This window comes from Ruegeria sp. ABM4_193 (assembly GCF_056158705.1).
The window spans coordinates 2,890,799-2,904,869 of the sequence record NZ_JBSWTT010000001.1; the positions used below are offsets into that span (position 1 = coordinate 2,890,799).

14 protein-coding genes are annotated in these 14,071 nt (G+C 56.5%); 2 read left to right on the forward strand and 12 right to left on the reverse strand.

Translation table 11 applies throughout. The features are described from left to right. Positions 1 to 37: 37 nt before the first annotated feature. From ACXADZ_RS14480 to ACXADZ_RS14520, 9 genes are all read right to left on the reverse strand, one after another. Complete coding sequence (locus tag ACXADZ_RS14480) at positions 38 to 1,015, reverse strand: pirin family protein (RefSeq protein ID WP_475197376.1); 978 nt, start codon at positions 1,013 to 1,015, stop codon at positions 38 to 40. 81 nt (positions 1,016 to 1,096) lie between these two features. Further along, positions 1,097 to 3,277, reverse strand: coding sequence for a xanthine dehydrogenase family protein molybdopterin-binding subunit (locus ACXADZ_RS14485; protein ID WP_475197378.1), 2,181 nt, complete (start codon positions 3,275 to 3,277; stop codon positions 1,097 to 1,099). Between the two features lies 1 nt (position 3,278). Beyond that, positions 3,279 to 3,731, reverse strand: a complete 453-nt coding sequence (locus tag ACXADZ_RS14490; protein ID WP_039531882.1) for a (2Fe-2S)-binding protein — start codon at positions 3,729 to 3,731, stop codon at positions 3,279 to 3,281. A gap of 55 nt (positions 3,732 to 3,786) precedes the next feature. Then, entirely contained in the window at positions 3,787 to 4,671 is an 885-nt protein-coding gene (locus tag ACXADZ_RS14495) for an efflux RND transporter periplasmic adaptor subunit (protein WP_475197380.1), read from the reverse strand. A 14-nt stretch (positions 4,672 to 4,685) separates the two neighbouring features. After that, positions 4,686 to 6,296, reverse strand: coding sequence for an MFS transporter (locus ACXADZ_RS14500; protein ID WP_475197382.1), 1,611 nt, complete (start codon positions 6,294 to 6,296; stop codon positions 4,686 to 4,688). Further along, positions 6,280 to 6,588: a GNAT family N-acetyltransferase gene (locus ACXADZ_RS14505; RefSeq protein WP_171091841.1), complete on the reverse strand. Its 309-nt coding sequence runs from the start codon at positions 6,586 to 6,588 to the stop codon at positions 6,280 to 6,282. Before ACXADZ_RS14505 ends, ACXADZ_RS14500 begins: the two co-directional genes overlap by 17 nt. A 24-nt stretch (positions 6,589 to 6,612) precedes the next feature. Beyond that, complete coding sequence (locus ACXADZ_RS14510) at positions 6,613 to 8,346, reverse strand: amidohydrolase (protein ID WP_475197386.1); 1,734 nt, start codon at positions 8,344 to 8,346, stop codon at positions 6,613 to 6,615. A 129-nt stretch (positions 8,347 to 8,475) separates the two neighbouring features. Next, positions 8,476 to 9,126: a hydrolase gene (locus tag ACXADZ_RS14515; RefSeq protein ID WP_475197387.1), complete on the reverse strand. Its 651-nt coding sequence runs from the start codon at positions 9,124 to 9,126 to the stop codon at positions 8,476 to 8,478. A 31-nt stretch (positions 9,127 to 9,157) separates the two neighbouring features. Then, positions 9,158 to 9,412, reverse strand: coding sequence for a DUF1427 family protein (locus tag ACXADZ_RS14520; protein ID WP_475197389.1), 255 nt, complete (start codon positions 9,410 to 9,412; stop codon positions 9,158 to 9,160). Positions 9,413 to 9,695: 283 nt separating this feature from the next. On the opposite strand from ACXADZ_RS14520, the gene ACXADZ_RS14525 reads away from it, so the two are divergent. Next, positions 9,696 to 10,670: a LysR family transcriptional regulator gene (locus ACXADZ_RS14525; RefSeq protein ID WP_475197392.1), complete on the forward strand. Its 975-nt coding sequence runs from the start codon at positions 9,696 to 9,698 to the stop codon at positions 10,668 to 10,670. Here ACXADZ_RS14525 and ACXADZ_RS14530 read toward each other — a convergent pair. Both ACXADZ_RS14530 and ACXADZ_RS14535 read right to left on the reverse strand, forming a co-directional pair. Then, positions 10,632 to 11,252, reverse strand: coding sequence for an alpha/beta hydrolase (locus ACXADZ_RS14530; RefSeq protein WP_475197395.1), 621 nt, complete (start codon positions 11,250 to 11,252; stop codon positions 10,632 to 10,634). The genes ACXADZ_RS14525 and ACXADZ_RS14530 overlap by 39 nt on opposite strands. A 14-nt stretch (positions 11,253 to 11,266) precedes the next feature. Then, positions 11,267 to 12,202, reverse strand: coding sequence for a VOC family protein (locus tag ACXADZ_RS14535; RefSeq protein ID WP_475197397.1), 936 nt, complete (start codon positions 12,200 to 12,202; stop codon positions 11,267 to 11,269). A gap of 113 nt (positions 12,203 to 12,315) precedes the next feature. Here ACXADZ_RS14535 and ACXADZ_RS14540 point away from each other — a divergent pair, with 113 nt between their 5' ends. Then, positions 12,316 to 13,227, forward strand: coding sequence for a LysR family transcriptional regulator (locus ACXADZ_RS14540; RefSeq protein ID WP_475197399.1), 912 nt, complete (start codon positions 12,316 to 12,318; stop codon positions 13,225 to 13,227). 17 nt (positions 13,228 to 13,244) lie between these two features. Here the strand turns inward: ACXADZ_RS14540 and ACXADZ_RS14545 are convergent. Further along, positions 13,245 to 14,002, reverse strand: a protein-coding gene (locus tag ACXADZ_RS14545) for an IS5 family transposase (RefSeq protein WP_475197400.1) whose coding sequence is annotated in 2 segments (ribosomal slippage) — positions 13,245 to 13,681 and positions 13,681 to 14,002 — 759 coding nt in all. Because the reading frame shifts where the segments join, the coding sequence is not laid out codon by codon here. Positions 14,003 to 14,071: the final 69 nt, after the last annotated feature.

The window sequence follows — 14,071 nt, forward strand, 5'->3', positions numbered from 1 at the left end:
TGCGCACTTTGGAAATCCTACAAACCCGGTCTGACAGTCAGGCCGAAGGCTCGGTTTCTCTATTGGGCAAGGTTTGCTCAAGTTCTGGCGTAATCGGGATATGCTCGGCGTCGTCACCCGGCGGCAGTTTAAAAGGACCATTGGCCCAATCCGCCGCCTTCCAAGACTCTTTGGCGTCTTCAATCCTGTCTCGGGACGATGAAACGAAGTTCCACCAGATATAACGCTCCTCGCTCAGGGTTGCACCGCCCAGCGCCATGAGACGCGCACCCTTTTCACCAGCCCGAACGCTGATTTTGTCACCGGGTCGAAAGACCATCATTTGCCCGGCTTCGAAGACGTCTCCAGCAACCTCAACCGACCCTTCAGTGACATAGATTCCACGATCCTCCTGATCGTCAGGCAATGGAAAATGCGCGCCCGGAGAAAGAATGACATCGACGTAAAACGTCTCGGACTGCATCGTAACGGGGCTGGTTTTTCCATAGGCAGATCCGAGTATGAGCTTTGCTTGGATGCCTGTATCTTGAAGCTCTGGAAGAGCCGCATTTTTGTGATGTTCAAAGTCCGGTGCCATCTCCTCGCGGTCTTTTGGCAACGCGATCCAGGTTTGAATACCAAACAACCTGTTGCGCTTCGCCCGCGTTTCCGCGCTGGTGCGTTCGGAATGCGTGACGCCCTTGCCTGCAACCATCCAATTCACTTCGCCCGGATAGATCATCTGATGGGTGCCGAGGCTGTCGCGGTGTTCAAATTCGCCATCATACAAATAGGTTACGGTTCCAAGACCAATATGCGGATGTGGGCGAACGTCTATGCCGCCTTCCGTGATGAACTCTGCTGGACCCATCTGATCGAAAAAGATGAATGGCCCGACCATCTGGCGTTCAGGCGCAGGCAACGCGCGCCTGACTTCAAAGCCACCTAGATCACGGGCGCGCGGAATGATCAGAGTTTCAACACTGTCTGCCGAGGCATTTGGGCACTCAGGGTTATGCGTGGGGTTCCAACTCATGCAGTGGGTCCTTTGTTTGTAGTCGGGTCTTGCCAAATGCGCCGCCGGTCACAGGAAATGACCGGCAGCATCCCTAGGCCCCTACGTTTCCAGCGTGGCGGTGACGCGATCCGGTGTAAATGGCATGTGGCGCAGACGCTTGCCTTGTGCGGCGTAGAACGCGTTGGCAATGGCCGCAGGCACCATCGGAGTGCCAACCTCGCCGACACCAACAGGCGGCGCATCGACCTTTGCGACGTAGATCTCTATCTCAGGCATCTGCGACGCGCGTGTGATCTCGTAGTCCCAGAAGTTGCTCTGCACCACCTCGCCATTTTCGATGTCGATCTTTTCGGAAAGAGCCATCGAGATACCAAATACGATGCCACCTTCGATCTGATTGAGCGCGTTGTCCGGCGTGACAATCAGTCCCGCATCTATCGCGGCCCAGAAGTTGGTGATCTGTATCTCTCCGCTGTCCGCGTCGACTTCAACTTCCGCCACACCTGCCGCCATGGATGAACTGTAGCCAGCGAAGGAAAGACCTAAGTTTCGATCACCCCGATTGTACCAATCGGACATTTCGGCCACCTTCTCAAGCAGGTGCCGCCCGCGCGGGTTTTCTGAAACTAGATCCAGCCTGAACTCCAACGGATCCCGCCCGGCCTGTTCCGCCAGTTCATCCATAAAACACTCTGCCGCAAAGGCGGTATAGGACGCACCAATACCGCGATAAGGGGCAAGGCGCGCGTGCCTTTCCATGATCAGGTGGTCGGCGCGGAAATCCTTAATCCCATAGAATTTGCTCTCTGCACCGCGCATCGAGATCACATCGTTCGGGTTAACCGCGTCCCAACGCACGGGATTGAAAAACCCGATCACCGTTGGTGTAGCGACCTTGTGATACCACCCGTCGAGTTTTCCGTCCGCAGTCAGACCTGCCTCAAGCTTTTGCGCTGCAGCGGGACGGAAGGTTCCCTGCTTTAAGTCGTCTTCACGCGGCCAGATCACTTTGACAGGGCGTCCAATAGCTTTCGAGCACAGCACTGCATCGCGCACATAGTTCTGCATCAGGGCTGTACGTCGACCAAATCCTCCGCCCATTGTCATCATGTTCAGTCGAACGTTTTCGACAGGGATACCCAGCACCTCGGACACAGTGCGCGCGGTCCACGACTGCGTTTGCGTTCCCGCCCAAACCTCAGCACCTTGCCCGTCCGCATCGACAGCCGCGACAGCTGCCATCGGCTCAATCTGAGCGTGGTAGGCATAATCCGACAAATAAAGCTGCGAATACTGACGGTCAGCGTTGCCAATGGCTGTAGGGGCATCGCCTTTCTCGGCCCAGGTTGCACCCGACGCTTCAGGAGCGCTGACAGCTGCGGCGTATTCGGCCAGCGTCTCTTCGCTGTTTGAGGTTCGGAAGGGTGAGGTGGTGGACCATTCGACCTCAAGCAAGCCCCGTGCCCCTAAGGCAGACCACAGGCTTTCCGCAACTACGGCGACACCGTCTGGCACGGTAACGATGCCTATGACGCCCGGTACTTCGCGTGCGGCAGCGTCGTTGATGGAAAGTGGCACCTCGTCCTCGACCGGTGCGCGCAGAACAGCTGCATAGGCCATATTGGGCACATCCACATCGATCGCATATTCGGCCTGACCTGTGCTTTTGGCCGGAACGTCGCGACGCGGTAGATCTTGCCCGATAATCCGAAACGCGGATGGGTCTTTCAGCGGCACGGTTTCAGCGTCTGGTACCGTCACATCCCTTGAACCGAGCGCCGCAAGTTCACCATACCCTGCCTGCTGGCCATCCGGGCCCAAAACAACACTTGATTCGGTCCTAAGGCTGGCTTTGTCCACACCCCATTCGCGCGCTGCGATTTGCAATAGAACGTCGCGGGCCTGCGCGCCTGCCTTACGCATAGGGTCAAAGTAGAACTGCGTTCCAGTGCTGCCAGCCGTGTACAAAACACCGCCAAAAAGCTGATTTCCAAAGCGCCGATCATCAGCGTTCAACTGTTCGATCTCAACGTCGTCCCATGCTACATCAAGTTCCTCAGCAAGGATTTGTGGCAGCGTGGAATAGCTGCTTTGCCCCATTTCGGTCGAGGGGAAGACGATCCGGATGCTTCCGTCGGCCCGGATCGTCAACCAATGATTGACATCCAGCGTTCCAACTGCGGCCTCAGAGCGGACCGATGACAGCCCGCCCGCTCCAATGAAGAACGTCAGGCCAGCGGCGCCTTTTAGAAAACCTCGGCGGTTCATGGTCATAGTCATCTCAAACCTCCTTGGCTGCGCGTTCGATGGCTTTGAAAATGCGGTTGTACGTTCCGCAGCGACAAAGGTTCGCGCTCATCTCATCGACGATTTCCTGTCGCGTCGGGGATGGATTGTCCGCCAGAAGTGCCGCTGCGCGCATGATTTGGCCCGACTGGCAATAGCCGCATTGTGCAACCTGCTCTTCGATCCAGGCCCTCTGAACAGGATGCGAGCCGTCTTCGGACAATCCTTCGATCGTCGTGACTTGCGCATCCTCCACGTCGCTAACCGACATCTGACACGCGAAGCTCGCAACACCATCCACATGCACCGTGCAGGCCCCACACATGGCAGCACCGCATCCGTATTTCGTGCCCTTCAGTTTGAGTGTGTCCCGAAGGACCAGCAGCAACATTTCGTCAGGGGGGTTATCAACCTCTACGGGTCGGCCGTTCAATTCGAATTTGATCATTTGGAACAGTCCTTTTGATGCCTGATGCTGATGGGGTCGTGTGAAGTGGGTTTCGTCATGGCCTGACCATGGAGTGGTCTTGCTCGGCGCCGGTGACTGGGTCGACCATGGGCGTGACACGAACTTTCATTCCCGGTCTCAACGTTTGGTCGGGGTTTGACAGATCAGCCCAGACACGTATCTTTTCGCTGTTTTCGTCGAACCAGACCGCAGATCCGGTGAGCATAATTGCATCCGCCAAAACTTGACCGGTCTCCGTTTCAATACGGAACCAGCCGGAATTTGATAGCTCCCCTGAGCGCGTGTTGCTCGTGTTCAACCTTGAAACCCATTGGGAGTAGGGAACTTCGAATACAACGCGCAGGCGATCCAGATTTACGAGTTGAAACAGGGGCGGGTCGCCCGAACTGAACTCAACCAGTGAACCCGGTCCAACACGCGGGTCTTCAACATGTCCTGAGATCGGTGCACGTATGAGCGTGTCGTTGTAGTTCGTTTGTGCGATCTCCAACTCGGTTTCCGCCAAGGCCCTTTCCGCCTCAGCCAAAGCCAGATTGGTTTCAGCGTCCAACAAAGCAACTTCTGTCGCCGCTCCCCGCGTTGAGAGTTGGGCCGCGCGTTCCAGCCTATCCCGGGCTTGAAGCAACAGAGCCTCGGCTTTGGCCAACTCTGCACTCGCGGCATCGACCGCCAGTTTCTCCAGATCGTTTCGAAGCTGCAGCAATGGCGTGCCCGCTTCGACATAGTCGCCTTGCTCAACCAGCACTTCTTCGACAATGCCCTCCGCCCGGCTATAGACGTCCGACCGCTCGACTGCTTCGATACGGCCTTCAAACTCCGAACCACCAGCAGATACCTGATCAGGCGCATGAACCCAGAACAGAACCGCAAAGACTGTGGCGGAAAGAACGGGCCTATGGGTGACCAATGTCGATAGCATCTCAAACACTCTTTTCATGGTGCGATCAGATGGCGAACGACGGGTCCGCTTTCACGGGTATCAAAGGCTGCGACGGTCCGTTGAAGATCCTGATCCTGGTGTGATACACGCTCGTGCTGAGCCAGATGTTCTTCCCAAGATGAAACCATGAAGGCTTCGACCCATAGCTCAGGCTCTTCTGCACTTTGGAAAACGCGCCAGTCATAGGCTCCGTCGCGCCAGCGCTCGCCGGACCATTCCTGAAGTGCGGACAGGAACGCAGCTTCATCCTCGGGTCGAATGCGATACTCGACTTCGACCATGACAGGACCGCGGGATCCCAAGCCGTCTTTTTCCAAGGCGACTTGTGGCGCCGGCCAATGCATAGAGGGCGTCAGGTCCAGATCTTCGCCCTGACCAAGCTGGAACTTGCGCGTCAGGATCAAGCCGACGATCAGGCCGCCTGCTGCGATCAGCAAGGTGATCGAAACAGATGTTGCCGTTGCCACCTGACCCCAGATCGCTGATCCAAACGCCATGGATCCGAAGAAAACCATCAGGTTCACAGACAATCCTCGGGCCCTGATCCAATTGGGCAGCGCGGTCTGGGCCGACACATTGAACGTGGTGAGAACGGCAATCCAGCTAAACCCACCCAACAGTGCGGCGATATAGGCCAGTGGAGGGGTTGTCGCCGTTGCGAGAATTGCCATGGCAACGGCAGTGCCGATGGTGCCGCCTGCTGCTGTTGTGCTTGCATCGAGCCTCGCGCGGAACTGCGGGAGGGTTAAAGCGCCCACAACAGCCCCAGCACCGATCAAAGTCAGCAAAAATCCATACAGCGTCGCCCCGCCACCTTCGATTGTCCTTACGACAAGTGGCAGCAGTGCCCAATAGGCAGAGGCAAAGATGAAGAAGGCAAAGGATCGGATCAACGTTGCCTTGAGCGGGCCGTTATGAGCGACGTGCCGCATGCCGGTCATCATCGCGTTGAAAACAGGCTGAGATGTCTTTGAAACGCTGCCTTCATGCTTCCAAAGCAACAGAGCGCCGATGATCACAAGGTAGCTGACCGCGTTGACAGCAAACGGGGCCGCCAGACTGACCGATGCAATCAGAACGCCCGCCAAAGCAGGGCCAATGGCACGGCTGATGTTGATGCCCATTGAATTCAACGCAATGGCTGGCTGCAACGCATCACGCGGCACCAGAGTTGGCACGATCGCTTGCCAGGCAGGAGCCATGAAAGCTGTGCCAGTTCCGATGGCCAACGTGAACAGGATCAGCAGCGTAGGTGTTACCAGTTCAAGCTGAACCAACACGGTTAGCACCGACACCAGTACCAGAAGCACCACGTTCACTGTGATTAGCAATTTGCGTTTATCAAGCCGATCCGCCAGCGTTCCGGCGTACAAGGCAAAGACAAAAACCGGCAGGGTTGTTGCCGCCTGCACCAACGAGACCACAGCAGGGGATGAGTTGAGCGTTGTCATCAACCAACCCGCGCCCACATCATGCATCCACGTGCCGACGTTGGAGATGAGTGTCGCGACCCAAAGAAGGGCAAACGCCCGATGTTTGAACGGGGCCCAAGCCGAGTTTGATGCCGCAGGTGCAGGTTTTGCGATGCTACCACTGGATGACATCTGCCAACTCCTCGCGGTTTTTTTCGGCGTAGGACCGCACAAACGGGCAAAGAGGCACTATGCGGAGACCCTTGTCGCGCGCGTCTGCCACAAGCTGTGCAGCCAAGGCCCTCGCCAGGCCACGGCCACGCAGCTCATCCGGGACAAACGTATGATCGGCGATGACAAGGCTGGGCGTGACCTTAGATAGTGTCAGTTCCGCCTCACTCACGATCCCGGACACCGAAGCGCCGTACCGAGCTTTTGTGTCGCTTTCGCTGTAAGTGATTTTTAGCTTTTGGTCGTCCAACATGGGATATCTCCTGAGGTCTTTCCGCTATTCAGCGGCAAGGCTGCCTTGGTTTTGCGCCGTAGCGCCGGGGGCACCGAAAATAGGAACGGGTGACCAATCGGGAAGCTCCGGCAATGGGGCTGGTTCATGCGCCGCAAAACGGGCCTTGGCGTGCACGATCTTGCCGCCTGTCAGCGTCAGGTCGGCCTCGACCTCGGTGATCTCGTCCTCGGCGATCGAGAAATAATCCCGGTCGAGCACGGCGATATCTGCCCATTGACCTGCTTTGATCTGACCCTTCTTGCCGTTTTCCCGGCTGAACCAAGCCCCTGCAGCTGTCCAATGACGCAACGCGTCGTGCCGATCCAAGCGGTTCGCCGCACTCCAGATGACGTCTCCGCCGCGACCCTTGCCAGAAACGGCCCAGTGAATGGCCAACCACGGATTGTATGAGGATACTCGCGTGGCGTCCGTGCCAGCGGCAAGAGGCACACCAGATGCCATCATCTTCTTGACCGGCATAACCTCGCGCAGGGCGTCTTCACCGTATCGGTCGCGATAGGCTGTCGTCTGAAAAGCGATGCGGTTTTGGTAGCTGATACCGCCGCCAAGCCGGGCGACCCATTCCATGGTGGATTCCGAAATCGTCTCACCGTGATCGAAAATCCAGTTCAGCTCTTCCAGCCCTTTGTCACGACCGACCTCTTCGATAAGGCTCAGCAACCGGTGGGCGCTTTCCTCGTAAGTACAATGGAAGCGGATCGGCCAGCGGTTTTCGAACAAGAATTCAAGAACGGGCCGCAAATCACCTTCCATCCGCTTGGGCAGATCGGGGCGTGGGTAGCTGAAGTCTTCGAAATCATAGGCCGACGCGACCAGCATCTCGCCCGCTCCCACGCATTTCAGGTAGTCGTTGCCTTCATCTGGTTTGACGATGTCATTCCACCGTTTGAAATCGTCCAGTTCGAACATCGGACGTTGTGCAAAAAGCTGATAGCCGATGCGCACCGTTTGCTCGCCGCGCTTATTTAACTCGGTGATCACACCGTAATCATCGGGATAGTTCAGGAACCCACCCGCGCAATCCAAAGCTGAGGTCAATCCAAGCCCATTCAGCGCCTTGAAATAGTGCTTGGTCGAGGTGACCTGCTGCTCGAAATCCAGCTTGGGTGCCATGTCCAACAGCGCATAAAGCGGCTGAGCGTTGGGCCGCGCCATTGCCAACCCGGTCGGGTTGCCCTGATTGTCCCGCTCAAGACGGCCCGAGACAAAGGGTTCGTAGAAATGCTTGTCGATGCCGATTGCACGCAGGGCGGCTTTGTTCAGCCACGCGCGATCATACAGGTGCAACACGTAGACAGGCACGTCCGGCGCAACCGCATTGATCTCATCAATTGTTGGCAGACGCTTTTCGGCGAATTGGTCAACGGACCAGCCGCCTACGACACGGATCCATTGACCCGCAGGTGTACGCTCCGCCTGCGCCTTTAGCATACGCAGACCGTCGGCAAGAGACGGAACGTGGTCCCAGCGCAGCTCCATCGCGAAGTTATTGCCTTGCCGAATGATATGCGTGTGGCTGTCGATCAGCCCGGGGATCACACGCTGGCCGCCCAGATCGATTGTCTCGGTCTCGGGGCCCGCAAGCCCGAGTGTCTCCTTGTCTGTACCAACAGCCGTGATCTGATCCCCCGATATGGCCACAGCTTTAGCTTCGGGCATGTCGGGATCCATTGTCGTGATCTTGCCGTTGAAGAGTATCTTGTCTGGGGCGGCCATGATTTGCATCCTTTGGCAAAGCGGGACAGGTCGGTGCCCGCCGGTCGGGCACAGATGAGAATGGTTTGGGAAATCGCCCGCTCGGCAAGATGGGGAGGGGGTCGAGCCGAGCGGGCGTGGCGCGGCAGATTATTCTGCGGCGATACCAGCTTCAGAAGCGTGCTCACCCAAAGCCCACTTCGAGAAGCGAACCTGGATACCGTATGGCGTATGCGTTTTCAGGATATCCATGACACCATCGTAGGTTTCGCCGCGGGCCCAGTCCTGCTGAAGCTCGAAGATGAACTGTAGCGCGTTCATCGGAACTGCACCCGCTTGAACCAGACGATCCATTGCCCGCTCATGGGCTTCAGGCGTTACGTCGCCGCACGCATCAGCCGGGATATAGACTTCATAACCTTCGCGCAGCAGATCAAGTGTCGGGAACATGACACAGGCTTCGGTCCACAGACCGGCCAGAACGATTTTTTTGCGACCGGTAGCCGCAACTGCTTTGCGAAAATTCTCATCAACCCAAGAGTTGATCGATGTCCGGTCAATGACTTCCTGATCCGGATACAGATCGGTCACTTCAGGCATGAACGGACCCGAGAAGCTGTCTTTCGCGACGGTTGAGATCACGGTCGGCAAACCAAACAGTTTCGCGCCTTTGGCAAGGATCTGAACGTTGTGCATCACCGACAGGCGATCATGGCTTTCGACGCCCTGGAACATCGCGGGCTGAAAATCGATCAGCACAAGGGCCGCGTTCTCAGGTGTGATCATTTCGTGTTTCGACATTTGACTTCTCCGTTGTTGAGTTTGGATGGGGTTAAAGGGTTTCTGTTTTGGGTGGTTCGGTGGTCTTTTCCGCATGCGTCACGGCAAAAGACTTCATATGAAGCGCCTGGGAAACGGCGTCGGAATGACCCCTAATCCATTGCACTGCTGCTTCTCCGGCGAGCATGCCCAGAAGGCCCAATAGCGCGATGATCGGCGGGGCGGGACTGCGGACTGCGATAAGGCCATAGATGACGCCGATGCCGAGACCGGCGCCCAACGAAATAAGGTAGGGTTGCCAGGTCACGTCTGGCCTCCTTTCAATACGGGTTCGGTTGAATTCACAGCATGTTTTTCTGAGCCTGCGAGCCCGTCATGGGGTCGGTGCTGAAACCGCCGGCACGAGGTTTCGTGGCGATTATCCAGCCATCCGTTTTGCGTACGTTCCCGCGATGCTTTTTCATGAATCTTGATCATTTTACTCTGTTCCAAGTTCTGTTGTTCTTCGATGTGGGGTGTAGTTTGAACTCGACAAAGCAGAAGTTCTGCGGGTATGCATTAGCTGGGCTAAACTATAAATTTGAGATGCCATGCCACTGACCCGATTGCCTTCCTTGCTGAGTTTGCGCGCCTTTGAGGCGGCGGCCCGGCGCGGATCGATCAAGGAAGCAGCATATGAGCTTTCGGTAACGCCAGGTGCGGTTAGCCAGCAGATCAAGGCGCTGGAAGCCGACCTTGGAGTGCCTTTGTTTGTACGAAAGACCCGCGCGATCCATCTGACGCCCGAAGGTCAGCGCTTGCAGCCAACGATCAGCGAAGCGTTCCTGCAGATCCGCCAGGTGGTCGATGAGGTCCGCCCCAAGAAGACGCCTAAACTGCGCATCAATTCCAGCAACGCGCTGATCAGCAAGTGGCTTTTGCCAAGGTTGCACAAGTTCACCAAGAACCACCCTGACGTTCAGGTCCACATCGAGTCCGAAAACCCCTCGGACCACAAAACCCACGCCACGGCCGATATCGAGATCCGATATGCAAGCGAGCCGCCTTCGGACCGGTATGCGCAGTTGCTCCACCGTGAGCTTATGCTGGTTGTCGCCAGCCCGGCTGTGCTGAACACATTTGGCATAAGGTCTCCTGCCGATATTAACGCCGCGCAGGTTTTGTACGACACAACGCCGATGCTGGCCGGATCGGTTCCCAGCTGGGTTCTTTGGAGCCAACACGCTGGTCTCCCGAATGCGGTAGACCCATCCAAAGCCATGCGGTTCGAAAGACCACCGGGCGGTCAGATTGTGGACGCCGCGATCGCAGGCGCGGGTGTAGCGCTGTGTGGATCGTTGCTGGTTTACTCGGCACTTTCTGACGGTCGGCTGATCTGCCCATTCGGTCCTGTAGTAGAGACAGGGTTCAACTATTTCATTTGTTGCCACCCGGGGCGCGAGCGTGAAGAGCATATCCATGAGTTTATGTCCTGGGCGCGCAAAGAAGCCGCTGTGTTGTCTACGTTGAATGCGCTGCTTGATCATTCAGCCGAGGCTGACGTCCCCGTTGAAGTGGGTCGCTAGGGCCGTCAGCTCGGAGTTTCGCAATTCGTGCCCGCCTTCGTGAATATCTGATGTGACCACGGCGCCATTCTCGGACAGCCATTTGATCAGGCGTTCCGACATCGTCAGCGGCGTGATCGGATCGCGTCGACCCGCCGTTACCAGAACTTTCCGCCCCTTTAGCTGCGGATTTACTTCGGGTTCCCAAGTCACCATCGGATGCAAGAGCCCGACCGCTTCGAAAAGGTCCGGACGTTTTAGCAAGACGGACGCCAGAATATTCGCCCCGTTCGAATAGCCGAAACCATAGACGGGGTGGCCGGGATACTCTGAGCGATGGGCTTCGATGAACGCGATCATCTTTTCAGTCGCGCGCGCAAGGTCCTCCATGTCATAAATCCCCTCTGCGGCGCGACGGAAAAACCGCGCCGCGCCCATCTCAGAGACATCACCGCGCGGCGAGACCACTCCGCCTCCGGTAACAAGCTCGCCAGCCAGTTCGAAAAGCTGATGCTCGTCCCCTCCGGTGCCGTGAAAGGCAAAAACCAGCGGACGGGCAGATTGCGGCGCCCGCACCAGCGCCTGATAGAGATCTTTGGACATCTCAACCTCCGTCATCATGGTTCAAGTGAGGGCAGAAGACTTTCTATCTTGCTGCGATGTGGCTCGTAACGGGTGGGCAGCTTGAGCGCTTCACCCAGATGGGCCGTATCTTCGTCACGGTCAAAACCGGGCTCGTTCGTGGCGATTTCGAACAGCACACCACCCGGCGTGCGGAAATAGATCGCCCAGAAGTAGTCGCGGTCAATAACCGGCGTGACCTGATAGCCTGTATCCAGCAAAGCCTGCCGAACACGCAGCTGCGCGGCGCGGTCTTCGACGGCAAAAGCGATGTGATGAACGGACCCAGCGCCTTGACCAGCGGTCGGAGCACCTGACGGCAGCTGTTGCAGATCAATCGTGTCTGCAGCGTTACCCCCCTCGATCACGTAACGAGTAACGTCACCTTCGGATTCAGCTTTCTGGTACCCCATGAATGTCAGCAGTTCACCCGTCGCGTCGATTTCCTTCAACGCAAAGCGTGCGCCTCGGAAACCCAAGATTCCGGCGTCATCGGGAACGCCGCCCTGGGTCCAGGCTGTCCGACCTCGCACGTCAGTTTCGACCAAGGCAAAGCTGTCGCCATCGGGACCGTCGAAGGACAGCCGCTTTTCTCCGAAGACGGTGTTTTCGGTCAGCCCGGTCACACCGCCAGATGCAAGATGCTGTTTCCAGAACGCGATACCACCTGTAGGGATGGCAAACTCCGTTACGCCAACCTCTCCGGCACCACGACGCCCCCGAGGCATCTGACCGAATGGAAAGTAGGTCATGACCGAGCCAGGTGTTCCAACTTCATCTCCGTAATAGAGGTGATAAACCTCAGGTGCGTCGAAATTGACCGTCTTTTTCACCCGGCGCAGACCCAGAGTGTTGGTGAAGAAAGCATTGTTGGTGCTGGCATCTGCAGCCATCGATGTGACGTGGTGCAGCCCTTTGATGTCTTTGATCATGTTCCGCTCCTGGGCGAGTGTTCAACTTGCATCAAAGATGGCGCATCTATTATTGAAGTGAATAGACAATCATGTAGGTTTATTATTGACGAAAACGGAATTATTAAGCTGACATGATCGAGCTTAAGCCCATCCGCGTCCTGCGCGCTGTATCAGACCAGAAAAGCTTTTCCTTGGCCGCGCGCGAACTGGGTATCGCTCCGGCATCAGCAACACGCATCATAGCGCAGCTTGAGAAAGACCTCGGCACACAGCTTCTGGTACGCACCACACGTCAAGTTTCATTAACCAGCGCCGGAGCAACTGTCCTTGCGCAGTACCGACCGTTGTTGGAGGGGTTTGAGGAGGTTACACGAAACCTTCAACGGGCCAACCAACCTGACAAGGGCCATCTGCGTCTGACCGCGCCGGTATCACTGGGCGTAACTTTGCTGCCGCAAGTGATCTCGGGGTTTCGTCTCGTCTATCCGAAAATTTCAGTCGAGATCAACTTCACCGATACCCTGCTCGATGTGATCGAGGAAAACTGCGATTTAGCTGTACGTGTATCGGGCCCGCCTACCGATAAATCAACAATTTGGCGCAAACTGTGCGAAGTCCCACGACACATGATTGCTGCGCCGTCTCTGTTTGACCGCATTCCCAGGCCTGATCATCCGCGCGATCTGAACCCAGACTTTCTTATGTCATACAGCGCGCAAGGCCGCTCCGAAACCTGGGAATTCTCTCATGCAGGTAGCAACGTTTCAATTCAAGCAGGCGAAAAGTTAATCTCCAACAATGGAGACTTCCTTTACGCTCTTGCGGTCGCTGGAGACGGCATATGTGTTCTACCAGATTTCATAACTTACAAGGGATTGGCCAGCGGGCAAGTCGAGCAGGTGATGCCAAACTGGTCTATCACATCGTTGTGGCTTACGCTGTACTACCCGCCATACGAACAACTCCCACCGATCGTCGGAACGTTTGCCGAGTACTTTGAAGCGTTTGTGCAGAGCCATCCGAACCTGGAAGCAACAGCTTAGGCTCCAGACTCATTGATTTACAGCCAGAACAGGACTGTTGCAGCGAGAGCGATGGCCGAGAGGAATACCTTTGGGCATCTGTCATATCGGGTGGCGACGCGCCGCCAATCCTTCAGGCGTCCGAACATGATCTCAATGCGGTTGCGTCGTTTGTAGCGGCGCTTGTCGAATCGGACAGGCTTGTCGCGTGACTTTCGACCTGGGATACAGGACTTTATTCCCCTGTCATTAAGGGCTTCGCGGAACCAATCTGCGTCATAACCTCGATCTCCCAGCAGCCAGTCAGCCAATGGCAGACTGTTTACCAAAGCCCTGGCGCCCGTGTAGTCGCTCACCTGCCCGGCGGATATGAAGAAGCGGATGGGGCGTCCGAGGCTGTCAGTAACGGCGTGCAGTTTCGTATTCATGCCACCCTTGGTGCGCCCTATCAGCCTGCCACGCCCCCCTTTTTCAACCGCAGGCTGGAAGCCGCCCGGTGCGCTTTGAGGTATGTTGCGTCAATCATGATCGTCTTGTGGTCCGTGCCTTCAGCAGCCAGCCCGGTCATGATCCGAGCGAATACACCCATATCGCTCCATCGTTTCCAGCGATTGTACAGGGTCTTTGGTGGACCATGCTCGCGAGGTGCATCTGACCACCGCAACCCATTGCGATTGATGAAGATAATCCCACTGAGCGCATGCCGATCATCAACCCTCGGCTTGCCATGGCTCTTTGGAAAGTAAGGCTGAAGATGCGCCATCTGCTCCTCGGTCAACCAGAATAGACTACTCATTATAAACCCCCTGAAACTCAGGGGCTTGAATCAGGTCGTCGAAATGGCCGAAACCAAATTAATGGTTCC